Source organism: Bacillus sp. PK6-013, assembly GCF_054161445.1.
Window position 1 is genome coordinate 2,861,669 of the sequence record NZ_CP096417.1, and the last position, 21,919, is coordinate 2,883,587.

A 21,919-nucleotide genomic window follows, 5' to 3' on the forward strand; every position below is an offset into this window, starting at 1 on the left:
TCAATATTCCTTTTTTGCTTATATTGGAGAGGTGTCTGCTCCTTTTTTTGCAGGCATCATCCCTTTTTTAGCAAAACGAAACAAAAAAGCCGCGGGCAAGCGCCTGCGGCGATTCATTTATTCTCTGAAAACAAAACCACGCGGTATTCGTGCGGGCCGAGTGTCACGCGTCCGGATACGGGCCTGTCGGACAATAAATCGGTTCCGTTTCCGTCAAGTGTCACTGCGCCTCCTTTGCCGTCCATATTGATCACGACCCAGACAAGACCGTCTGCTCCTTTCCGGGGCGCGACGACTGTTCCGGGAGTGGCATCGGTTTTCTGTGTAACACCCGCTTCTTCTGCGTAATGACTGATCAGCTTTTTCATCATGATGTCACCCGCTTCGCCTGCCGGCATCGACCCGAGCATGACGATTTTTCCTTTTCCGCATTTATGCTCTGTGATGAACGCTTTTCCTGACGCCGGGCCTTTTTCAATTATCCCGACAGCTTCGGTGCCGCAGGCTTTAAAAACAGCGCTCCACAGACTCAGCGGCGCCTTTACGCCAAACGCCGCTCCACTCGAGTTCCGCTCATCCATCGGAAATGTATAAAGCGTTTTGACTCCGGAACTTTTTTCCAACTCCCCTAATCCGCAATCAGTGTGAACCGTATGATTTTCTGTTCTTCCGCCCGTCAGCGGACCCGCAATCCAAATGCCGCCACTTTGTGCAAAGGCTTCGGCTTTTTTGATAAACGCAGGCGGAAGATAGTGAATAAACGGCGTAAACAGCAGTTTATAGCCGTCAAGCGAGCTCCCTTCAAGAATGACATCTCTGTGAATGCCCATCTTTAACAATCGGTTATAAAACTCGGTGATCAGTGTTCTGTAGTGAAGACCCCGATGTGGCTCCGTTTTCAAAAACACCTTTGCACGATCCGAATAGACGACGGCTGTTTCAGCCTGCAAAGGGTCCGTCGCCAGCATGATGTGCTCAACCTCCCGTCTCGCCTGCTCGACTTCGAGCACATGATCATATCCCACATCAGGCTCCCCCCATGCGCTGATCACTGATCCATGCGGCTGTTCAGATCCGGCTCTCTGCTGACGCCACAGCCAATAGCAGAACGCGGCTCCGCCAAGAGCATAAGAAGAGACCGCTTCAGCCTTCAAATAGCCGTTTTGATGAGGCACGGCATAGCTTTCAAGCGAAGCGCTGTAGGAAGGGCTCGTTTCCATTATCCAGAACGGCCGTCCTTTTTTAATGTTTCTCCATAAATCACAATTAAACAAAAAGGCGTCACTGTTTTCCTGGCTGGCGTACGTATCAAACGAGGCGAAATCAAGGCTCTTGAAAAGATCTTCATGATCAACGCCGAACATGACGCTGCTGTTATGGGTGATCGGGGCGTTGGAATATGTTCTGATCACCTCAGCCTGCTCACGCGCAAATTCAGAAATCTTGTCCATCGAAAACAGCTGATACATCGTCCTTAAAGAAGAATTGTGCAAAAACGGGGTCGGTCCGGGCTGCGGAACTTGCTCGAAGCGCTGATACGTTTCGCTCCATACGCCTGTACCCCAAGCCTCATTCAGACGGTCAATCGTCTGATAGCGGTCTTCCAGCCATTTGTGCCATAATGTGTTGCACGTTTCACACATGCATTCTGCGACATGGCATTTGAATTCATTGTCAAGCTGCCACCCGATCAATCCCGGCAGTTCTCCGAGCTCTTTGGCGATATGTTTGATGATCAGGCGGGCCCGCTCTCTAAAATACGGATGGTTTGTGCAGGCATGCTGCCTCGAACCGTGTCCCATCGTCTCTCCTTTTTCATTCACATGCATTCTTTCCGGATGCCCGTGGGTCAGCCAGATCGGCGGTGTCGCAGTCGGTGTGCACATGACCGTTTCAATTTTGTTATCGTGGAGCTTTCGGATGACGCCGGCAAAAAATCCGACATCGATCCTTCCTTCTTCCGGCTCCATCCTTGACCAGGCAAACTCCCCGATTCTGACGACATTAATCCCTGCTCGCTTCATCATCCAGATATCTTCATCCAGCACGTCCTCATCCCATAATTCGGGATAAAAGCAAGCGCCGTGGTACAGTTTTCCGTTCATCTTCATACCGTCTCTTTAACAAACGGCAGACCGAGCTCTCGAATGCCGATAGAGACAAGCTTCGCCATTTCCCGGGCCCCTTTTTTCGTAAAATGTGTGTAGTCGTTGACATTTTCCGAGATCATAAAATATTTAAATACCTCGCTGTACCCTTTTTCTGCAAAATGCTGCAGGCTTTTGTCCATTAAATCGATCAAGCGGACGTTTTCTTCACTTGCCACCTGCTTCATCGCGATGCAGTAGTCCGGGAAATCGTTCAAAAAGACGCCGTCCTTGTAATGGAGCCTTGCGACAGGCGTGATGAGAAGCGGCGAAGCTCCTTTTTGACGCGCGCCGTCGACGTACATTTTCAAGTATTGTTTATACGTTGTATACGGCTCAGTATAGCGTTCTGGTTTGTCTTTCGACGCGTCATTGTGCCCCATCTGAACGAACAGCCAATCGTTCTGTTTGATTACATCTAAAATCGATGCAAGCCTTCCTTCTTCAACGAACGTTTTTGAACTTCGGCCCCCGATGGCCCGGTTGATCACCTGTACATTTCCGGATACATAAGACTGGAGAAATTCGCCCCAGCCTCCTTGAGGCGAATCCGCCTTATAATTTTGCACGGTCGAATCGCCGGCCAGATAGATGCTGATTGTCATCACGACCACTCCTTTTTATGAAAGAATTTTATCAATTGTGTCGAGCTCTTCAGCTGAGAATCGAGCGGACTTAAGAGCAGCGGCATTTTCTTCGATCTGTTCGGTTTTGCTTGCACCGATCAGCACCGAGGTGACGCGCGGATTTTTTAAAAGCCAGGCTATCGCCATTTGCGGCAGGGATTGGCCGCGTTCGGCCGCCACTTGATTCAGCTTGCGGACTTTGCCGAGCACGTCTTCTGTGATGCTCTCGGCCTGCAAAAACGGACTGTTCACATCTGCGGCTCTTGACCCGGCGGGAATCCCAGTCAAATATTTCGTTGATAAAAGCCCTTGAGCAAGAGGTGTAAACGCGATCGCCCCGGCTCCTTTTTTCTGCAGCACTTGCAGCAGGCCGTTTTCCGGTTCTCTGTGGAACATTGAATATTTGGGCTGATGGATGAGGAGCGGAACCCCGTATTCTTGCAAAATATCGGCCGCCTTTTCGGTCTGTTCGGCGCTGTAGTTCGACAGACCGACATATAAAGCTTTTCCTTGCCTGATGATATGGGCGAGCGCTCCCATCGTCTCTTCCAGCGGTGTATGGGGATCAGGGCGGTGCGAATAAAATATATCGACATAATCTATGCCCATTCGTTTTAAACTTTGATCAAGGCTTGCGACGAGGTACTTTTTTGACCCCCAATCGCCGTATGGTCCGGGCCACATCGTATAGCCGGCTTTCGTGCTGATGACCATTTCATCACGGTAGCGGGCAAAATCGGTTTTCAGCGCTTTTCCGAAAGTTTCTTCGGCAGAACCGGGGGGCGGACCATAATTATTCGCCAAGTCAAAGTGGGTGATTCCCAGATCGAATGCTTTTCTTAACAGTGCTTTGGCATTTTGAAACGAATTGGCTTCTCCGAAATGATGCCAAAGCCCTAAAGACAAAGCAGGCAGTTTTAAACCTGAATGCCCGCAGCGGTTGTATTTCATATTTTCATAGCGTGTATCACTCGCCTGATACTCCATATGAATCCCTCTTTTCATTTTGGAATGAAATCGCTTACCATTCATTTTATGGGAACAGGCTGTGAGATTACAATCATACTTTTTTGTATATTTAATAAACCTGAATGAACCGGCGATCTCTGTCACTCTTCATGTCTCTTACAGGGAGCGGTATAAATATTCGGCCGGGGCGGCTTGTCCATTCCGGTTCCCAAATAAAATCCGGGGTGAGGCGGCTGATTGTAAGCGACATTTTGCCAGGCTACCCCCAAGCGGTAGACGGGATCGTGCATGAACGTATAGAAACGATGTTCAGTCAGCTCGGTCGTTGTGTATATTCGCAGAGCATCGCTTCGCGTGGTGCGGAATACGACATCTTCGCGCCAATCGCCGAATAGATTGGCCTGAAGCACGGGCGTCCCTTTCGTCCAATTGTTAGACAGCGTTCCGGCAGCAGTGAGCAGATTGACCAGCCTGCCGCTGTGATAGTCCCATTTATCAATTTTCGGGATGCCGGCGGGTTCTTTCCAATCGTGGTCAAGCAGCTCGCGGAGAAGATCGCCGTCCCACCAAATCGCAAAATTGGCCGAAGCCGGAGCGGCGTCGCTGAGCTTTTCTCCCTTACTCGTATAGAGGCCGTATGATTTCCCTTCATTACCCGGGGGATCGATCGCCCAGACAAGCGAGCCTTTATAGCGGGGATCGATATGCGCGGCCATTCCCCGCCCAACATCTGTATCGGCCGGCACTCCCCAGAGGATCTCCCCTGTACCCGCATCGCGAAATGAGAGACCGTACGGAAGGCGCGGGTCTTCATGCACTTGGAAGACTTCCAGCCCGGGTCGATCCGGGTCAAGATCGCTCACATGCATGGCGTCACCGTGCCCAAGCCCTGTCGTATAAAGCCCTGTTCCATCATGATCCACGGCCATCGCACCGTAGACGATCTCATCTTTCCCGTCATCGTCGACATCCGCGACGCTCAGACTATGGTTTCCCTGCCCTGCATAACCTTCGTTTCCGGGCTTGTCGCTGTCAAATGTCCATAGCTTGGTCAGCTTGCCGTCCCGGAAGTTGTAAGCGGCAAGCACCGTTCTTGTGTAATAGCCGCGCGCCATAACAAGACTCGGCCTTTCACCGTCCAAATAGGCGATGCCTGCCAAAAATCGATCCATGCGGTTGCCGTATCTGTCTCCCCAATCCTCAAGCCTGCCCCGCGGCGGATCGTAATCCACGGTTGCCAATTCCCTTCCCGTTTCCCCGTGAAAAATCGACAAATATTCAGGCCCGTCCAAAATTCGTCCATTTTCATTTCTGTAATCGGCAGCAGGATCGCCAATCACCCGACCGGTTCCGTCAACCGTTCCGTCAGCTGTCTTCATGGCGATTTCCGCTTTCCCGTCGCCGTCAAGATCATAGACCATCAATTGCGTATAATGGGCGCCCGCGCGGATGTTTTTCCCGAGATGAATCCTCCACATGAATGTCCCATCAAGCTTATATGCATCGATGATGACTTCTCCGGTATAGCCGTTGTGTGCATTATCTTTCGAATTGGACGGGTCCCATTTGAGCACAATTTCGTATTCTCCGTCGCCGTCGAGATCTCCGATGCTCGCGTCATTGGCGCTGTACGTATACTGTACGCCGTCAGGAGTTGTCCCGCCGTCAGGCTTGTTTAACGGAACATCCAAGTACGGCTTCTGCCAGACAGCTGTTTTGTGCGACTGCTCGACTTCCTGATCTCCGAGAACCTTTGTCACATAATAGACAGATTCTCCGTTTCCGTGTTTATCAAGAAAGTTGGTCGATGATGAAACGGGTGTTGAGTTGATTCTGTGACCGTTGCGATATAGGTTGAAAGCCGTTTCTTCCGGATCTGTTCCTAAGAGCCGCCAGCTGAGAAAAACCCCTTTTTTTGTTTTTACGGCCACAAGTCCGCGGTTCAAGCGTTCCATTTGCCTCGGTTTTGCCGTCGATTTCACCGGCCGAACGCGTTCAGCTGCTGCATGTACGTCTTTTTCTCCCATCGTCCTCTCTCCCCTTTACGGTATGGAATGGCGAACGGGAGAACCGGAGACCGGCTCTCCCGACACCTTATTTCTTGAGCGAATGTTTCAGCGGATACATGTTCATATCGGCGATTTCTTCTGTTACGAGCCTTGCCAATTGGTTGGCGCCGAACTCGTGAACATGCACCCTGTCCTGGATTCCGTCTGGATAATTCGGGCTTTCTCCCGGCTCTAAAAACATAAATACGTTTTTAGTCGCTTCAACGCCGATCTCGTTGTAATAATCAATGCTCTTTTTATTTAAATCGAGCACCGGAACGTTCATTTCCCGTCCGAGCTGTCTCATTGCGTTCGGATATTCTCCGATGCTGTTGTAAAAAACGCCCTTTTCATCATAGGTTCGTTTACTTTGAGAAGTGACGAGCACAGGCCGTCCTCCTTTTTCGCGGGCTTTGTTAATGTAGGTTCTCAAGTATTCCTGAAATGTCGTATACGGATCTGTATGACGGGCCGGATCTTGCCCGGCGTCATTGATGCCGAACTGAATCAACAAATAATCGCCCCGTTTCATCCGGTTTAAAATCGTATCCAGCGACCGTTCATCCACAAAACTTTTCGCGCTTCTCGCGCGTTTCGCCTGGTTGTCGATGACAATTTCATCCGAGAAATAGCCGCCTAAAAATTGCCCCCAGCCTGCCATCGGCGCATAACCTGGTTCATAATCGGAAACCGTGGAATCTCCCGCCAGAAAAACCGTCGTCTTGTCATCCGTTACATGATAAGCCGTCTTCGTCAAGACCAGCGCATTGAGGCGCGGCGCTGTTCTCGCTGCTAAGGCTTGAATGGAAAGGCGGCCGCCGGAAATATGAATCGGAAACGTTTTTTCGTTGTATCCGCCCGCTTCCGCTCCAAATGAATAGAGCTGAATCATGCCATTTGCCCGTACGTCCATGTTCGTTTTTGCTCGGGCATCTCCGGTTATCAGCCGGACATGATATTGACCGTCAGGCAAATCGACCGTAAACGCCGTTCCATCCGGTATGCAAAAGTCTGAACGAAGCGGATCGGCGATACCGCGGTCCGTACAAGTCACCTTTGTTGTGTCGTCAAATCCGTAGCCTTTTAAAGGGGTATAAGCCGATTGCGCGTCTATCGGAATAAAGCCCGAAGCAAGAGGCCCGTCACCGAAATCAAACCGATACACCTTCGAAATTTCGACGGCATACACTTTTGGCTGAGGTCCTTTCCACTCCAAATCGAGACGCCCGTCTTCCACCGTAACGGTGAACGCTTTTTCGGCTGAACTTCCCTTTGCTCCGGCCGGGATCGTTCCCATTTCCTCTCCTTCGGCATAAAGCTTCAATTCACCGCGGGATGAGGCAAATACGGTTACGCGGTATTCGCCAGGAGAAAGAACCGCCAGAAAAGCCGTCCGGTTCACGACACAATAGTCTTTCTTGAGCGCTTCTTTTTTTTGCGTCTTTTTGCACACAGCGTTCCCTGCCCGTGAAAACCCGTAGCCTTTACCATTTTGATACGCGGAGGCCTCGTTCACTTTCACATAATCCTTCTCAGCGGGACCTTTTCCAAAATCGAACAGAAAAAGATCCTGACTGTGATGTGCGGCAGCGGCTTTCGGCTGCGCAGGTCCCTCAATCCCCGTGCTGAAGAAGAAAAGGAGAAGGATGGCCCATACGCAACGAACATATCGCTTCATTATGCAGCTCCCCTTTTCCATCAGCGTGTATAAATGTTCGGCTTCTCAGGTGTCTGCATGCCTTCGCCTAAATAAAAGCCGGTGTGCGGCGGCTGGTTGTAGCCGACATTCTGCCAGGCGATTCCGAGGCGATAGACGGCATCATGCATCAGCGTATACAAGCGGTGTTCCGTCATATCTGTCGTCGTGTAGATGCGCAGTTCGCTGCTGTCATCTGCTCGCCAGATCACTTCTTCGCGCCAGTCTCCGAGAATGTCAGCCTGCAGGGACGGCGTCGCTTTTGTTCCGTTATTTGCCGAAGCTCCAGATGCTGTCAGCAAGTTAACGGTTCGCGAATTTCGATAATCCCATTTATCAATTCTGTTGCTGTCCAGAAGCTCTCTTTGGAGATCGCCGTCCCACCAGATGCCGAAGTTCGTTGATGAAGGCAATGTGCTCCCGATTTTTACGCCTTTTGCCGTATAAAGACCGCCGTTCGCCCATACTTCCGCTCCTTCGTAGCGCGGATCGATATCAGCAGCCATCCCGCGTCCGACATCCTTGCCTGCGTGCACTCCCCAGATGATCTTTCCCGTTTTCGCGTCCCGGAAAGACAATCCATAGGGAGAATTGCTGTTTTCATGCACTTGAAAGACTTCGAGTCCCGGTCTTGAGGGGTCCAGGTTTCCTGTATGCATGGCATCCCCATGTCCCCATCCGGTTGAATAAAGGCCTTTACCGTCATGATCGACAGCCATCGCTCCGTATATGATTTCGTCCTTTCCATCTCCGTCAACATCAGCGACGCTCAAACTGTGGTTGCCTTGACCGGCATAGGCGCCATTTCCGGGAGCGTCCGAATCGAACGTCCACAGTTTGGTCAGCTTTCCGCCTCTAAAGTTGTAAGCGACAAGCACTGTTCTCGTGTAATAACCGCGTGCCATGACAAAACTCGGCCGCTCCCCGTCAAGGTATGCGACACCGGCCAGAAAGCGGTCAACCCTGTTGCCGTAGCTGTCTCCCCAATCGGCTACATTTCCCCGGGCAGGTTCGTAGTTGACCGTTGTAAGCTCAGCGCCTGTATCGCCTTTAAAAACCGTCAAATACTCAGGCCCTGACAAAATTCGGCCTTGGGCATTGCGATAATCGGCGTTTGCATTTCCGATCACCTTTCCCTTGCCGTCTTTCGTCCCGTCGGCTGTCTTCATGGCGATTTCCGCTTTTCCGTCGCCGTCAAAGTCATAGACGAGAAACTGTGTATAATGGGCGCCGGCGCGAATGTTTTTGCCAAGGTTGATTCTCCACATCATGGTCCCGTCAAGCTTGTATGCGTCAATCAGCACGTCTCCCGTGTATCCGTCCTGTGAATTATCCTTTGAATTGGAAGGATCCCACTTGAGAATGATTTCATATTCGCCGTCTCCATCAAGATCGCCGATGCTCGCATCATTGGCGCTGTATGTGAATGACACCCCATCAGGCGTTTTTCCCCCGGCCGGTTTTTGCAGCGGAACAGATTTGTATGGTTTATTCCAAACTCCGGCGGTTTCAGAAGGAGCCTGCTCCACGCCGTTCAAAACGGCGCGCACCTGGTAAACGGCATTCGAATCCCCGCCTGCATCCTGATAATTTGTACTCGATGTAATCGGGGAACCGTTCAGCTTCTTTCCGTTTCGATACACATTAAATGAAACAGAAGCGGACTCGGTTCCGAGCAGCCGCCAGCTCACAAAGACACCGTTCCCCGTTTTAACAGCGACAAGCCCCCGGTTCAGCGACTCCATTTGCCTTGCCTGCACAGCCGTCCGCCCGTCTGCTTCCGCTTGTTCCGAGAAGCCGGTCACAAGCGTAATGAATAAAAGAGATGACGCAGCCAACAGTTTTTTCCACCTTTTATTTCCTTTTTTCATCATCTTCTCCCTTCGCCTTTTTGTAAGCGCTTACTTAAAAGGGATTCTATTACGGCTTCCATTTTTATTCAATTGCACTTTTTTGCCGAAGGGAAAAGATGTGTTCAAGTCCGATTTAAAGCGGTTCTCCTTTTTCAATTGATACTTTTTTGCTCACTTTTCTCATTTTTGCACGGTTCAGCTAGCCTTCCAGGCGCAAAAAACAGCGATGTGCAATGAACATTAATACAAGAGCAAACAAACTGACACCATAAAATGGAATCAGTCCCGGAACCGTCAACAGCACATAAACGACAAAGCCTCCAGCAGCAGCCATTCCGGCCGTCGTCAAAGGACGAACGAGACCGATCAGTGCAGCCTGTGAAAAATAGCGGGCAAACGGCAGCTGAACGTGAACGTAAAGCGGAAAAATATACACGAAAACTACGACATACATGAGTCCGGCCATCAGTGTGGCATAGCTGATGATGATTGAAAATAAATCCTCACGGACGCGGAAAAATTGATAGTTTACTAATAAAATTGTGCCGGCGGCGAGGAGGATGAGGCCAAGTCCGTTTGTTTTGAAAAACTCTTTTTTATACGTTTGATAAAACGTTTTGAATACCGGTGCGTCCGTCCGGCCGAGCAGCCACTTGCGCACGACCGTGAACATCGCGGCCGTGCTCGGAGCCCAGCCGAAAACAACGCCTCCTCCCAGCGTGAATAGAACCCAGAGCGTGTTCAGCCAGGCGATTTTCATGATCGCTTCACAAGCGCCGTACATCATCGCCATCATGCCTTTTTCCCGCATGTCCGATCCTCCTTTCAGTCGCAAAGCAGCCTGCGCACTTCAAAGTTGGCGTAGGCTGCTTTCAGCGGAGCCATTTGCCTGAAACCGATTTTTCCTCCTCCGTAAACCGGGCCGAAACGCCTGCCGTCATCCTCCCATTCCAAAATGGGCAGCCCGTTGATTGAAAAATGAACGGATACCCCGTCTTTTATGAGCTTCATTCGGTAGGGAGGCAAAGCGTCATTAGCGGGCGGAAGCGGGTCGGCTCCCTCACAGACGAGGTGAAAACCGCGGCTTTTCCTGAGGTTGCATGTTCGGAATGCTCTTTCATCAGCATGCTTATGTCTGAAATACGACAGGTGCAATGTGTTGATGTCCCCTGAATGATATTGCGGATATTTCCCTGTTCTCTCCGCCAGCCGCCCGTCAAATAAATCTTCCCCATTGATCCCGGTGGCTGCAAAAAATATCATGCATAAGCCGGGCTCCCGCACAGGATAGAAATCCCACTTCACAACTATTCCATCAGGGAATGTCTCTGGACACCAGTAAACAAAATGGGCATCGTCTCCATATTGCTCAGCATCGAGTTCATTCTCCATATGCAGGCGGCCGTTCGGAAAACGAACGATTCCTTTTCCTTCCATCACCCAGCCGCGGAGATCTTCAGGAGACGATAAAGGGTTTTGATAAATCAGGCTTCCTTCTCTTGCATTACACTTCGGCACGGAAGTCGCTCCTTTCACAATGAAGATAAGCCGCTAGAGGCAGGCCGAGCTCTCTGATTCCTTCTGTTACCAGCCAGGCGACTTGACGGGCCCCCGCCTCGGAAAAATGAGTATTGTCTTCAATTCCATTTGGATAATGAGGATGTTCATGCGGCTGAAAGTGGACGAACAGCCGTTTTGAGCCTTCCGTTCCGAGAGATTCATAGAGCGCTTTTGTTTTGGACCATAAATCGATGAGCGGAACTTCGAAGCGGTCAGCGAGCGCCTTCATCGCTTTCGGAAAATCTCCGAGTGTGTCGGCAGGCTTTCCATTTTGATCAAAGCGTCTGCGCTCTGCGGAAGTGATCAAAACCGGAGTCGCCTGTTTTTCGCGAACCGCTTCAACATAGCGGACAAGATGCTCCTGATAGGTTGTATACGGGTCTGTTCCGTACGGTTTTTGATCGTTGTGGCCGAACTGGATCAACACATAATCACCAGGCCCAAGCCGCTCCGTAATGTCATCGAGCCGGCCTTCATCAATGAAGCTGTTCGAACTGGCCCCGCCTTTTGCCATATTCACGACCGCAGCCTCATCTGAGAAAAACAGCGGAAGCATCTGTCCCCAGCCGGCCATCGGCGCTTCATGCGGAGGACAGTCTGCGACGGTCGAATCCCCGGCCAAATATACTGACACTTTTGGCTTTTCGTCTGTTCGTTTCATAACACTCTCCCTTTCACGAAGATTCCTGATGAATCTGCCTGTAGCGGCTCGGCGGAATGCCGACCTGCTTCTTGAAAATCCGGTTGAAATAGCTGTGTCTGTAGCCGACTTCTTCAGAAACGTCATGGATTTTTTTATTCGTTTCAAGAAGAAGCTCTTTCGCTTTTTCGATTCTGAGACGGGTAACATAGTCGATAAAATTGATGCCGGTTACTTGTTTGAAAGCTTTGCTCAGCGTATACGAATTCGTCCCGGCTTGATCAGCGCAGCTTTCAAGCGAGATATCGTTCATATAATGCTGATGAATCATCTCAAGCACCTGTTCGACAAGCCGTTTTTGCTGTCTGTTTTTCCTGCCTTCCATTTCTTTAAGATACGGGCTTACGACACGCTCCATCATCCAGCCGACGGCCCTTTCCGGCTCCCTCAGCTCTGAAAGCTCCTGCAGCAGATTTTTTCGGCTGAACAATTCATAAGGGTGAAGGCCGGAATGAAAGATCTCTTCCTGGATCTTTGCCAACAGCTGCATCATGCCCGGCTGGATGCGGATTTCCGTCTTTCCTTTTTCGGACAGTTCCCGGATGAACAGCCTGATCCGCCTTTCGACTTCATCCCTTTCTTCAAGCCGTAACGCCCTGACGACCTCTTTTTCAAGGGTGAACGGATAGTATGATTCAACGGGAGGCATGTCTTCCTTCCGGCTTAAATCGATCACCTGGCTGGCGTTTTCGAACTGTCTGTAATGCCTGCCTTCTTTCACCTCTTCATACATGCCGGGAATGTCTTTTAACATGTGAGCGGTTTTTGATACCGTCACTGTGACGTGGAGTCTTGATATGCCGCAGATCACATCCGTCAGCTCACGGACAAATTGGGCGGTTTCTTCCTTGAAGGCTGTTTTCCTGCCGCTCATCAGCAGCACAGCAAGCGATAACGAACGGACATCGGTCATATAAATATGTTTGAAAGTCCTACCAGCCAGTTCGCGCGTAATGTTGCCCAGCAAAAAACCCGTCAGACTTTCATCCTTTTTTGTAAAAGCTCCGTTCCCTTCGTAAAGTCCCGTCAGCTGGATATCGATGATGGTAAACACATTGTCTTTCGCTTCCCAGCCCCACCTTTTCAGACGATCTCTCAAATTCCTCTCTGATTCATCTGCAAAGTATCCGCCGAGAAGGCGCTGAAAAAAAACGTTTGCAGCCTGGGGCATTTCCTTTTTCAGTCTGCCGCTTTCCTCAGTCAGGTCTTCCCAGCGCTTCTCGAGCCAATGAAATTCATCCGGAAAATGAGCGGCCTTACCCTCTCCTGAGCAGAGCTTGATCAGCCTTGCGACAGGTGAATAAATTTTGTGTGACGCATACCATGACAGAATGAAAGCAAGAACGATCCCGGCGATGCTGACCGACGCGACGAGCTTCGATAAAAACAACACCGGAGCCGTAATCGCCGACATCGGTGAAGCCGAGACATAGGTCCATTCCTGGTTTAATCTGTCCATTCGTCCGTATGAAACGGAATACGCCCCTCCGCCCCAATCCATCACAAAGGAGCCCTGTTGATTTTTTTGTTTCTCAAGCATCCCTTTTAAAACGCTTTCAAAATTGGCTTTGCCGCGTTTGCTCCCGGAAAAAACAGGCTTTTGATTATGATGAAAAAGAAGCGCTGTTCCCTTTGAATACGGTGAAAGGCTTTCCAGCAAATGCCCCATTTCTTTTTCGTCAAGCGTTAAAATCAGCGCGCCGAACGGCTCTGAGATGCCTCCCGGAATTTTGTGGACAAGCGCCATTCCGTAAGGAGCGGCGCTCATGTCTTTCCAATAAACGTTTTGACCGCCTTCAAGCAACGAATGATAGGCCTTTAAGATGTTCCGGTCGGTCATTCCGCTGTATTCCGGATTTAAAAGAATCGGCTCTTTCCCTTGAATAAACAGTTCAACCTTGTGAATGAGCGGATTTTGATCCTGAAGCACAAACAGCGATTTTGAGAGCCTGTACGTCGTTTGAAAATCCGTTTGCAGATCGGCATCGGCCAGACCGTTCATCAGGCGCGGATCATATGCAAGCTGGGAGAGCATGATCTCAAGCCCTTCCAGCTTGTCATCGATTTGGCTGATTTGGCGTTTCACCTGGTTCTCGTGCATTTGTTGGAGCTCTTTTTCAATTTTTGCAGCGGAAAACAAATAGATTCCTGCACCCGTCAATAAGCCAGGAATACACGCAATCAGCAGAATCAGCACAAAGCTTTTTTTAAAAAAACTTCCTTTTCGCCGTGAAACATATCTTTGATGCAGCTTTTTCATCCCTCTCCCCCCACTGCAATGAAAAGAATGTTTCTTTTTCAATTTCTATTGGAACGCGCGCGACTTGGAGCGGACGACGTCTGCCAAAAACGTCAGGGCAAGCCCCTGTCCCCAGCCTTGAATCCGTTTATACGGAACGTCTTTGTATCCCTGTGCATCCCGCATCACTGCTGTGCCCGCTGAAACGCGTTCCACCCTTCCGTCAGGCGCGACCGCATCTGTTATGGCTGTGAGCGCCTTCTGAACGGATTTGTGGTATAGCGAGCCTCTGGACAGCAGGCCTGAAGCAATCCCCGCAGATCCCGACACTTCAAGATATGAATCAGGATCCGTCAGTACGGTGTGCCATAAACCAGAAGGATGCTGAAGCCTGACAAGCGCGCTCAACAAGTCTCGAAGTGAACCATCAATGATCATATATGAAGGATGCGTAACATCGATCAAAGGGAGCGCTTTTGCCATTGTCAAAGCGGCCCATCCGTTTCCCCTTCCCCAAAATATGCCTGACAGATTGTTTTTGGCCACATGGTCCCATCCGTGATAATAGAGATTGGTCTCCATGTCCTGCAAAAATTCCTCATGGCCGTGATACTGGCGCAGCCCGTCTTCAAAATATGCCTCGCTGCCGACAAGTTTGCCGATTCGGAGAAGGAACAAGCCCGCCATCATCATCGTATCGACCCATGCCTGTTCAGGGAATACATGTTTCTCTGAGTTGACGGTGTGCTGCAAAATCCCATCTGCGAACCGGGGCGCTTCGCGGAGCACATAGTCCGCCATTTGCCGGGCGGTGTCAAGATAACGGTCATCTCCTGTCGCCTGGTAGAGCGACAGAAGGGTATGGCCGATGGATACCCCGTTGATCGACAGCTTAGGCAAGCCGTCTTCAAGCTTTTCATCCGTCCAGTTTTTCAAAAGTTCGAGGTATTCGTCATTTTCGGTTGCTTCATACGCCTCAGCGACGCCGTAAAACGCGACACCGCCCGGCCAATCCCATTCGAAATCCATCTGAAATGTCCGCTTGACGATTCTGTCGATCACTTCATTCAGTTTTTCTTCATCAAAAACAAGCTTTGTCATGCACTCTTCTCTCCCTTTTTATTTTAATCCGCTCATGCTGATTCCTTGGACGATCGATTTTTGAAAAACGAAAAATACGAGAATCACCGGGACGAGTGAGACGACTGACATCGCAAACATCGCCCCCCAGTTAGACGCCGTTTCCGTATCTAAAAACAGCTTTAGTGCCAGAGAAACCGGGTAAAGCTCCGGCTTGTTCAAGTAAAGAAGCGGATTAATCAGCTCCTCCCACTTCCAGTAAAACGAGAAGATGGCGGACGTCGCGAGCGCCGGTGCGATCAATGGCAAAATGATTCTGAAAAAGATGCCGAGACGGCTGCAGCCATCAATTTTTGCCGCTTCATCGAGTTCTACCGGGATCGTCCTGATGAACTGAATCATCAAAAAGATAAAAAACGCGTGCCCGAAAAATTGTGGAACAACGATCGGCTTGAAGGAATTCAGCCAATCCAGTTTTGCAAAAATGATGTATTGCGGAATCATCAGCACCTCGTGCGGCAGCATCATCGTCACCATCATGCAGCTAAACCAAAATGCCTTCCCTTTAAACGGAATCCGTGCGAATCCGTAAGCGATGAACGCTGAGGACAAAACCGCACCGACCGTCGAGAGGCCGACGATGATAAGCGAATTTTTAATAAATGTGATGAACGGCTGTCCGGCGATCCCTTTCCAGCCCTCCGTGTAATTGGACAGGATCAAAGGATCCGGGATGAGCGAATGGGATGTGGCGAATATGCTCGCACTTTCTTTAAACGAGCTTGCGATCAGCCAGATAACGGGATACAAAAGGATGATCGCAAGACCGGCAGTCGCGATATGGAACACGAGCTGCCCGGCTCTTTTCTTTCCCGTTCCTGCGGGAAGCGGGGCAGGCGCCGCCCGCCCCGAAATGTCTTTTACCGGCTCCACCAGCTACCCCTCCTTCGATTCGTAATGCACCCATAAGGATGAAGTTTTGAACAATATGAATGTGACAAGGCCGATCAGGATGAGCATCACCCATGCCATCGCCGATGCGTAGCCCATTTGGAAAAAGTTGAAGGCCCGCTGGAACAAATAGAGAGAATATAGAAGCGTCCCGTCAAGCGGACCGCCTTCCCCTTTTGAAATAATGTAGGCCGGCGTAAAGGTCATGAAGGCTGAAATGGTCTGCATCACCAGGTTAAAAAAGATGATCGGACTGAGAAGCGGGAGCGTAATGAGAAAAAAACGCTGAAATCTGTTTGCACCGTCGACGCTTGCCGCTTCCTGATACATCGGCGGGATATTTTTCAATCCGGCAAGAAAGATCAGCATGGAAGAGCCGAACTGCCACACCGACAAAAGAATCAAGGTCCACAATGCGCTTGTCGGATCCTGATACCAAAGAATCTTCTTGTCAAATCCGAGGAAGAACAAAAGCGCATTGATAACACCGTCATTGCCGAATACATTTCGCCACATAATCGCGACCGCCACGCTGCCGCCGATAATGGACGGGAGATAAAAGAGCGTCCGGTAAATGCCGACACCTTTTTCGGCTCTGTTCAAAATCACCGCAATGAAAAGCGCAAACGCGAGGCGCAGCGGAACACCCGCGAGCACGTAATAAAACGTCACTTTCAGCGAGCCCCAGTACTTTTCATCATCTGTCAGCATCGCCTTATAGTTGTCAAGGCCGACCCATTTGGGCGGGGTGAACAGATCGTAGCTTGTAAAAGACAGAAACAGCGAGGCTCCCATCGGAATGACGGTAAAGCATAAAAATCCGATAATAAACGGGGAAATAAAGGCGTAACCCGCCAAATTGTCAATTTTATTTTTTCGCTTCACGTTCACTTCCTCCTGCATTTGATGAGCGGCCCTCCACTTGTCCCGCTTATCATTGTTGATTTCTTTTCAGTATCGCGTCCGCTTCTTTTCTGAACTTCGCGGCTCCTTCTTCAGGCGTGATCTTTTTAAACAAAATCTGGTCTGATGTGTCTTTTAGCAGTTTGATAACTTCGGCGCTGCCGATCGGTTCAGGCGGTTCCGCTTCCCCCGCGGACTCCGAAGCCCGTTCGACATATTCGAAAATCTTTTTCTCCTCTTCACTCAGTTCTTTCTTCACCGTTTCCGCAATTTTGGAGGAAACCGGCACGCCTCTTTCTCCTTTGATCAGGGCATTGGCTTTTTCATTGTTAATAAAGAAGTCGATGAATGCAGCCGCTTCTTTTTTTTGCTCGGAGCTTTTCGGGATTGAAAACAGCATGCTCGGCCTTAAAAACAGCGCCTTTTCTTTCGCCTGTTCAGGAGGCAGTTTTAATGACAGAGGTGCATCGGTCAGCTGTGCGAACGCCGAAAACTGATTTGAATAATTCCATGTTGCAGCCGTTCGGCCTTTAACGATAAAATCGTCCTCCATTCCCTTCACTTGCGCGCTTTCATCAGGTGTCGGCGATGCTTTTTCATCAACGAGCTTCACCTGACGCTTGAAGTAATCGACAAACAGCTTGTCGTCTGAATAAGCAAGGCCTGTGCCGTCCTCTTTATAAAAGCGCTCGCCCTTCGTCCTCAAGTAATAAGGGAAAAAGACATCAGGCGGATGCATGCCGTTTGAACCGTATTGCCCCGTCTTCTCCTCGACCTCTAGCGCCAGGTTTTCAAAATCGGTCCACGTCCAGCTGCCGTCGTCAATTTCAACGCCCGCTTCTTTTAGCATGTCATCATTTGTAATCACCGACAGCACATTCACACCGAGCGGGAAGCCGTATAACTGATCACCGATTTTGCCGCCTTTGATCGTCTTTTCATCAATCGATTCGGTATTGATGGTCCCGTCCTTGACGTACGGAGTCAGGTCTTCAAGCTGGCCTTTTTTTCCGTATTGGGATAAATACGCCATATCCATCTGAATCACATCTGGCAGCTGACCCGCCGCAGACATCGGGGCAAGTTTTTTCCAATAATCGTCCCAATTCGCAAACTCCGCTTCGATTTTGACATGCGGGTGTTCCTTTTCATACAGCTCGATAATCTTTGATGTATAATCATGCCGAGGCTGTCCGCCCCACCACGCGACCCTCAAGGTAACCTTCTTTTTGCCGTCCGCACCGGCCGCCTCTTCAGTGTTTGAACTGCATCCGAACAGGCCGAGCGTCAGCAAAACGCAAAATGAGAAAAACACAAATCTTCTCATCAACATTTCCCCTCCTTATTTTGTAAGTGCTTACATTTCATTTTAAATTCAACTTTTTGTCCTAGAAACTCAAAAAACAGAGAAGAATGTTAAAAAAACAGAGATTCCGTCAATACGCAAAAAACCGCCGAATATACCGGCGGCATTAAAACGTGTTTTCTTCTTTTTTTCGAAATTCTGACGGGGTGAATCCTGTGTATTTTTTAAAAACAAGGCTGAAGTATTTCGGATTGTGGCCAAACCCCAGCTCCTCTGCCAGTGCGCCGATGGCCGTGTTTTTAGACTTCTTCATCTTCGCGATCGCTTTTTCGATGCGCACCTTTGCAACATAGCTTGAAAACCTTTCACCGGTTTCCTGTTTAAACAGCTTGCCGAGATAATCCGGATTCATGTACAGCATGTTGCGGGCTGCCCATTTCAGCGAAAGCTTCGGATTTGAGGCCTCCTTTTCGATGAGATCGAGCATCCTCCCGATTAAAACCGATCTCTCTCCTTCATGTTGGACGATCTGTGCGTATGCCTTTTCGTACATAGCGGAGGCTTCGCTGATACTGCCGCTTTTGCTGAGTGATGCTTCAGGTTCAAATTGAAGCAGATGGCGTGAAAGTTCTTGGACGCTTTTCATTTTTTCCTCAAGTACGGCAGGAGCGACTTTTCCGTCAACTGCACAAACAAGCACTTGTTGAACGCAGGCCGAAGCGATGACAGAACCGTTCAGCACCTCATCCGCAATGGACTCAACACCTTGGGCATAGTCTTTGTCATCCCCGTCCCGGACGGAAAACAGGATCAGTCTGATGACCTTTTGCTCTGAAAAAAAGCGCAGGCACGTTTCATCCTCGATGCGGCTGCCCGTGACCAGCTCTTTTAACATTTGCTTCATAAGATGCGGCTTCATCATCTCCAGATCATTTTTTACTTTTTGCGCCGATTCCTCTTTTTTCAGCTCGCCGATCACGCTTTGAAGCGAATCTGTAATGTGGTTTTCATTGCAGGGTTTGAGCAAATAATGTCTGACTCCGTATGACATCGCTTTTTTTGCATATTCAAACTGGCCGAAGCCCGTCAGCAAAATAAACCGGATTGACGGGTAGTCGCGGGACACTTTCTCGATCAGTTCGAGTCCTCCCATCCCGGGCATTTTAATATCGCTGATCACAATGTCCGGCCGCTCTTCCATAATCAGGCGGTAAGCGTCAATCCCGTTTTGTGCGGCTCCGATCAAAGACGTTTCGAACGAACTCCACTCGATCATGCTGGAGATGCCGTCGAGAATAATCCGTTCATCGTCCGCCAACAGCACTTTATACATCATCACACCCCGCTTTGAAATGGTATTTTAATTAACATTTCGGTTCCCTTGTTCTTTTCGCTTGAAATCGTCAAGCCGTACCCTTTGCCAAACATCAGCTGAATGCGCTCATCGATATTTTGCAGTCCGATTCCTCTGCCTCTTGTCCGGACAAGCTCTTTTCTCGCTTTTTCCAAAAAGTCTTCATCCATGCCCGGTCCGTTGTCGGTAACCGTTAAATATACAAACCCGCCTTTTTTATATGCTTTAATGTGAATATGGCAAGGTTCAATGAAGGGCTCGAGACAGTATGTAATCGCATTTTCAGCCAAAGGCTGGAGGACAAGCTTTGGCACGCGGCATTTTTTCACCGCCGGCTCAATGTCGAGTTCAAAAACGAGCCGCTCCTCAAAGCGAAAACGCTGAATGGTAAAATAGTGGAGCACAATTTCAGCTTCTTCCTCGATCGTCACCACGTCGTTTTTCATATTGATGGCATTCCTGAGCAAAAACCCGAGGGATTCCGTCATCTTTGAAATTTGCGGCTGACGGTTCGTTTTTGCCAGCCAGTTGATCGACTCGAGCGTGTTGTATAAAAAGTGGGGGTTAATTTGCGCTTGGAGCGCTCTGAATTCCGTCTCTTTCAGCATCAGCTGCTTCTCGTAGTTCTCGGCAATCAGTTCATTGATCCGTTCAACCATTTTAAAAAAGTTGCGGTTTAAGACGCTGACTTCATCCTGCCGGTCTGAAGGAGCACGAGTGAGCGGCGCCAGTTTAAAATCGCCGGTTTGGACATTTTTCATGGCTGCCACCAGCTTCTCAATCGGACTCGTAATGCCCCTGGCCATTTTTCTTCCAAAAAGAACCGCAATCAAAAAGAAGAGGATAAAAAGGGAAATCAGGATCGTCTTCATCGCAGAGATTTTCGAAAACATCGCGTCAAAAGGGATCAGGCTCCAATACGTCCAATTCTTATACGCTGATTTGACATATGAAACGAAAAAGCGCTGGCCGTTTTCCTCCACAATGTCATATCCGTTTTCTGCGTGAGAAGATAAACGTAGTCCATCGGTTTGGCTGAAAGGCATTTCAGAAAAAAACAGCTCCTGCCCGTCCGACATCGCAATCTTGCCTGCGCCTTCCCCCCAGTCTTTCGGAAGATCGCCGATGACCCGTTTTAAATCGGCGACAATCACCACTGTTCCCAGATGGTCAAGGTTTAAACGCTCATAGGAGCGAATTTCCCGGACGGATAACAGCTCGCCGGTTTCACCCGGCATGGGCTCCCACGTGTTGCTGCCTTTTTGGCGCGACGCTTTTTCGATCAGCGCATTCTTTTGCTCCCGCAATGCTTCGGTTAAATTCGCACCTGCGGAATACTCGGTTCCGGAAGCATCAAACAAATGAATCGATTTAATGTACCGCTTAGAGCCGGTATATTCGGCAAGCTTATCCCAGATTTTGCTTTTCATTCGGTAGGTCACGTATTTGTTTTGGCCGCGGCCGGCTTTCAGAAGGTTTGCTTGGATGGCGGCGTCAGTGGTCAGTTGATATGACACATCCTCAATCTTTTTCAATTCATCTTCAATGCTTTTTGATGATAACATCAGCACCTGTGACGACTTCCTGTAAATCTGCTGGTCATAGACACGGAACGCGTATTGAACGCCACTCAAGATCAAGATGAGCGAAACAGCCATGATCAATGAAATCAAGATAAACAATTGATCTTTAATTTTTAAATGCTGATACCGGTTCACCGAACGAACACCTTCATTTCAAGCGTGTGACGGCAGCCTGTTTATCTGTCCGGCGCCCGTCTATTGCGCGGAACGCCTGAAACGAGAGCTTCGTCAAAATGAAGCTTAAAGCGCTGCCGCTGAAGAATAGAAGAAATGTGACATGAAATAAAGCGAGCAGAATCATGCCAAACGCGCTGATCAGCATGAAAAACGAGGTGAGCGGACGGGAAAAGCCGATGATAAAGCTGTATTTCAGCACTGCAATCCGTTTTAAATCGTAGTGGACATCAATTGGAAAAGCGTAAAAGAGGATGATGGCGTAAATGATAAACAAACTGATGAACAGACTTAAGACAACCGGCTGATCGTGAAAATAGACGGCCGCAATTTGAAAATCAACAATCAGCAATAAACCGACCAGACCCAATATCAAACCGAGAACGCTTGCTTTGGCCCATTTCTTTTTAAACGCCTGATAAAACGTCTGAAACACCGGGATATCCATCTTTCCCAGCGCCCACTGTCTTGTCACAGCGAACATCGCGGCAGTCGCCGGCGCTAAACCGAAGATGACCGCTCCCGCCAGCGTGAAGCCGATCCACAACAGATTCAAATAGGCGAGCCGCATCACCCACTCGCAAAAGCGGTAAAATCCATTTGCCAACGTGTGAATCATGGTCTCCCTCCTTCGCAACTTAGTAAACGCTTACAAAAAATATATTTCTCTTCTTTCGAAAAAAATCCTCTTTTCCCCGCTGACAGACGGAAGAAGGCTTGATCTAAAAGC

General features: G+C 49.5%; 17 protein-coding genes. All 17 read right to left on the minus strand.

Annotation, left to right across the window (positions count from 1 at the left end; all coding sequences use genetic code 11):
• Nucleotides 1-113: 113 nt before the first annotated feature.
• On the minus strand, nucleotides 114-2,111 hold the full coding sequence (locus M1E03_RS14450; protein ID WP_458110484.1) for a beta-galactosidase: 1,998 nt from the start codon (nucleotides 2,109-2,111) through the stop codon (nucleotides 114-116).
• Complete coding sequence (locus M1E03_RS14455) at nucleotides 2,108-2,752, minus strand: rhamnogalacturonan acetylesterase (RefSeq protein ID WP_023856752.1); 645 nt, start codon at nucleotides 2,750-2,752, stop codon at nucleotides 2,108-2,110. Before M1E03_RS14455 ends, M1E03_RS14450 begins: the two co-directional genes overlap by 4 nt.
• Nucleotides 2,753-2,767: 15 nt before the next feature.
• The gene (gene mgrA / locus M1E03_RS14460; RefSeq protein ID WP_020451066.1) at nucleotides 2,768-3,760 is read right to left on the minus strand and encodes an L-glyceraldehyde 3-phosphate reductase; all 993 of its coding nucleotides are present in this window, start codon (nucleotides 3,758-3,760) and stop codon (nucleotides 2,768-2,770) included.
• 122 nt (nucleotides 3,761-3,882) lie between these two features.
• Nucleotides 3,883-5,769: a rhamnogalacturonan lyase gene (locus M1E03_RS14465; RefSeq protein WP_328031457.1), complete on the minus strand. Its 1,887-nt coding sequence runs from the start codon at nucleotides 5,767-5,769 to the stop codon at nucleotides 3,883-3,885.
• 67 nt (nucleotides 5,770-5,836) lie between these two features.
• Nucleotides 5,837-7,468 (minus strand): rhamnogalacturonan acetylesterase, encoded by a 1,632-nt coding sequence (locus tag M1E03_RS14470; RefSeq protein ID WP_230368371.1) that lies wholly within the window; start codon nucleotides 7,466-7,468, stop codon nucleotides 5,837-5,839.
• Nucleotides 7,469-7,488: 20 nt separating this feature from the next.
• A complete protein-coding gene (locus M1E03_RS14475) occupies nucleotides 7,489-9,357 on the minus strand; it encodes a rhamnogalacturonan lyase (RefSeq protein ID WP_020451063.1) in 1,869 nt (622 codons plus the stop codon).
• A 181-nt stretch (nucleotides 9,358-9,538) separates the two neighbouring features.
• The gene (locus M1E03_RS14480; RefSeq protein ID WP_023856749.1) at nucleotides 9,539-10,150 is read right to left on the minus strand and encodes a YesL family protein; all 612 of its coding nucleotides are present in this window, start codon (nucleotides 10,148-10,150) and stop codon (nucleotides 9,539-9,541) included.
• A gap of 14 nt (nucleotides 10,151-10,164) precedes the next feature.
• Nucleotides 10,165-10,857, minus strand: coding sequence for a YesU family protein (locus tag M1E03_RS14485; RefSeq protein WP_023856748.1), 693 nt, complete (start codon nucleotides 10,855-10,857; stop codon nucleotides 10,165-10,167).
• On the minus strand, nucleotides 10,844-11,560 hold the full coding sequence (locus M1E03_RS14490) for a rhamnogalacturonan acetylesterase (RefSeq protein WP_023856747.1): 717 nt from the start codon (nucleotides 11,558-11,560) through the stop codon (nucleotides 10,844-10,846). The genes M1E03_RS14485 and M1E03_RS14490 overlap by 14 nt, the downstream gene beginning before the upstream one ends.
• A 13-nt stretch (nucleotides 11,561-11,573) precedes the next feature.
• Nucleotides 11,574-13,859 carry an AraC family transcriptional regulator gene (locus M1E03_RS14495; RefSeq protein WP_457983464.1) on the minus strand — a complete coding sequence of 762 codons (2,286 nt, stop codon included), beginning with the start codon at nucleotides 13,857-13,859 and terminating at the stop codon, nucleotides 11,574-11,576.
• Between the two features lie 45 nt (nucleotides 13,860-13,904).
• A complete protein-coding gene (locus tag M1E03_RS14500) occupies nucleotides 13,905-14,939 on the minus strand; it encodes a glycoside hydrolase family 88/105 protein (protein ID WP_458110485.1) in 1,035 nt (344 codons plus the stop codon).
• A gap of 18 nt (nucleotides 14,940-14,957) precedes the next feature.
• Entirely contained in the window at nucleotides 14,958-15,767 is an 810-nt protein-coding gene (locus tag M1E03_RS14505; protein ID WP_243941130.1) for a carbohydrate ABC transporter permease, read from the minus strand.
• An 87-nt stretch (nucleotides 15,768-15,854) separates the two neighbouring features.
• Nucleotides 15,855-16,772, minus strand: a complete 918-nt coding sequence (locus tag M1E03_RS14510) for a carbohydrate ABC transporter permease (RefSeq protein ID WP_095290121.1) — start codon at nucleotides 16,770-16,772, stop codon at nucleotides 15,855-15,857.
• A 31-nt stretch (nucleotides 16,773-16,803) separates the two neighbouring features.
• Nucleotides 16,804-18,099 (minus strand): ABC transporter substrate-binding protein, encoded by a 1,296-nt coding sequence (locus M1E03_RS14515; RefSeq protein WP_026579841.1) that lies wholly within the window; start codon nucleotides 18,097-18,099, stop codon nucleotides 16,804-16,806.
• 145 nt (nucleotides 18,100-18,244) lie between these two features.
• Nucleotides 18,245-19,414, minus strand: coding sequence for a response regulator (locus M1E03_RS14520; RefSeq protein WP_458110486.1), 1,170 nt, complete (start codon nucleotides 19,412-19,414; stop codon nucleotides 18,245-18,247).
• A complete protein-coding gene (locus tag M1E03_RS14525; protein WP_458110487.1) occupies nucleotides 19,414-21,150 on the minus strand; it encodes a histidine kinase in 1,737 nt (578 codons plus the stop codon). The genes M1E03_RS14520 and M1E03_RS14525 overlap by 1 nt, the downstream gene beginning before the upstream one ends.
• A gap of 13 nt (nucleotides 21,151-21,163) precedes the next feature.
• Nucleotides 21,164-21,808: a YesL family protein gene (locus M1E03_RS14530; RefSeq protein ID WP_003180888.1), complete on the minus strand. Its 645-nt coding sequence runs from the start codon at nucleotides 21,806-21,808 to the stop codon at nucleotides 21,164-21,166.
• Between the last annotated feature and the right edge of the window lie 111 nt (nucleotides 21,809-21,919).

What these genes read in the sequence shown, in the direction of transcription:
- M1E03_RS14450 (WP_458110484.1), bottom strand. Translation starts at nt 2,111, where the DNA reads ATGAAGATGAACGGAAAACTGTACCACGGCGCTTGCTTTTATCCCGAA.
- M1E03_RS14455 (WP_023856752.1), bottom strand. Translation starts at nt 2,752, where the DNA reads ATGACAATCAGCATCTATCTGGCCGGCGATTCGACCGTGCAAAATTAT.
- mgrA (WP_020451066.1), bottom strand. Translation starts at nt 3,760, where the DNA reads ATGGAGTATCAGGCGAGTGATACACGCTATGAAAATATGAAATACAAC.
- M1E03_RS14465 (WP_328031457.1), bottom strand. Translation starts at nt 5,769, where the DNA reads ATGGGAGAAAAAGACGTACATGCAGCAGCTGAACGCGTTCGGCCGGTG.
- M1E03_RS14470 (WP_230368371.1), bottom strand. Translation starts at nt 7,468, where the DNA reads ATGAAGCGATATGTTCGTTGCGTATGGGCCATCCTTCTCCTTTTCTTC.
- M1E03_RS14475 (WP_020451063.1), bottom strand. Translation starts at nt 9,357, where the DNA reads ATGAAAAAAGGAAATAAAAGGTGGAAAAAACTGTTGGCTGCGTCATCT.
- M1E03_RS14480 (WP_023856749.1), bottom strand. Translation starts at nt 10,150, where the DNA reads ATGCGGGAAAAAGGCATGATGGCGATGATGTACGGCGCTTGTGAAGCG.
- M1E03_RS14490 (WP_023856747.1), bottom strand. Translation starts at nt 11,560, where the DNA reads ATGAAACGAACAGACGAAAAGCCAAAAGTGTCAGTATATTTGGCCGGG.
- M1E03_RS14495 (WP_457983464.1), bottom strand. Translation starts at nt 13,859, where the DNA reads ATGAAAAAGCTGCATCAAAGATATGTTTCACGGCGAAAAGGAAGTTTT.
- M1E03_RS14500 (WP_458110485.1), bottom strand. Translation starts at nt 14,939, where the DNA reads ATGACAAAGCTTGTTTTTGATGAAGAAAAACTGAATGAAGTGATCGAC.
- M1E03_RS14510 (WP_095290121.1), bottom strand. Translation starts at nt 16,772, where the DNA reads ATGCAGGAGGAAGTGAACGTGAAGCGAAAAAATAAAATTGACAATTTG.
- M1E03_RS14515 (WP_026579841.1), bottom strand. Translation starts at nt 18,099, where the DNA reads ATGAGAAGATTTGTGTTTTTCTCATTTTGCGTTTTGCTGACGCTCGGC.
- M1E03_RS14520 (WP_458110486.1), bottom strand. Translation starts at nt 19,414, where the DNA reads ATGATGTATAAAGTGCTGTTGGCGGACGATGAACGGATTATTCTCGAC.
- M1E03_RS14530 (WP_003180888.1), bottom strand. Translation starts at nt 21,808, where the DNA reads ATGATTCACACGTTGGCAAATGGATTTTACCGCTTTTGCGAGTGGGTG.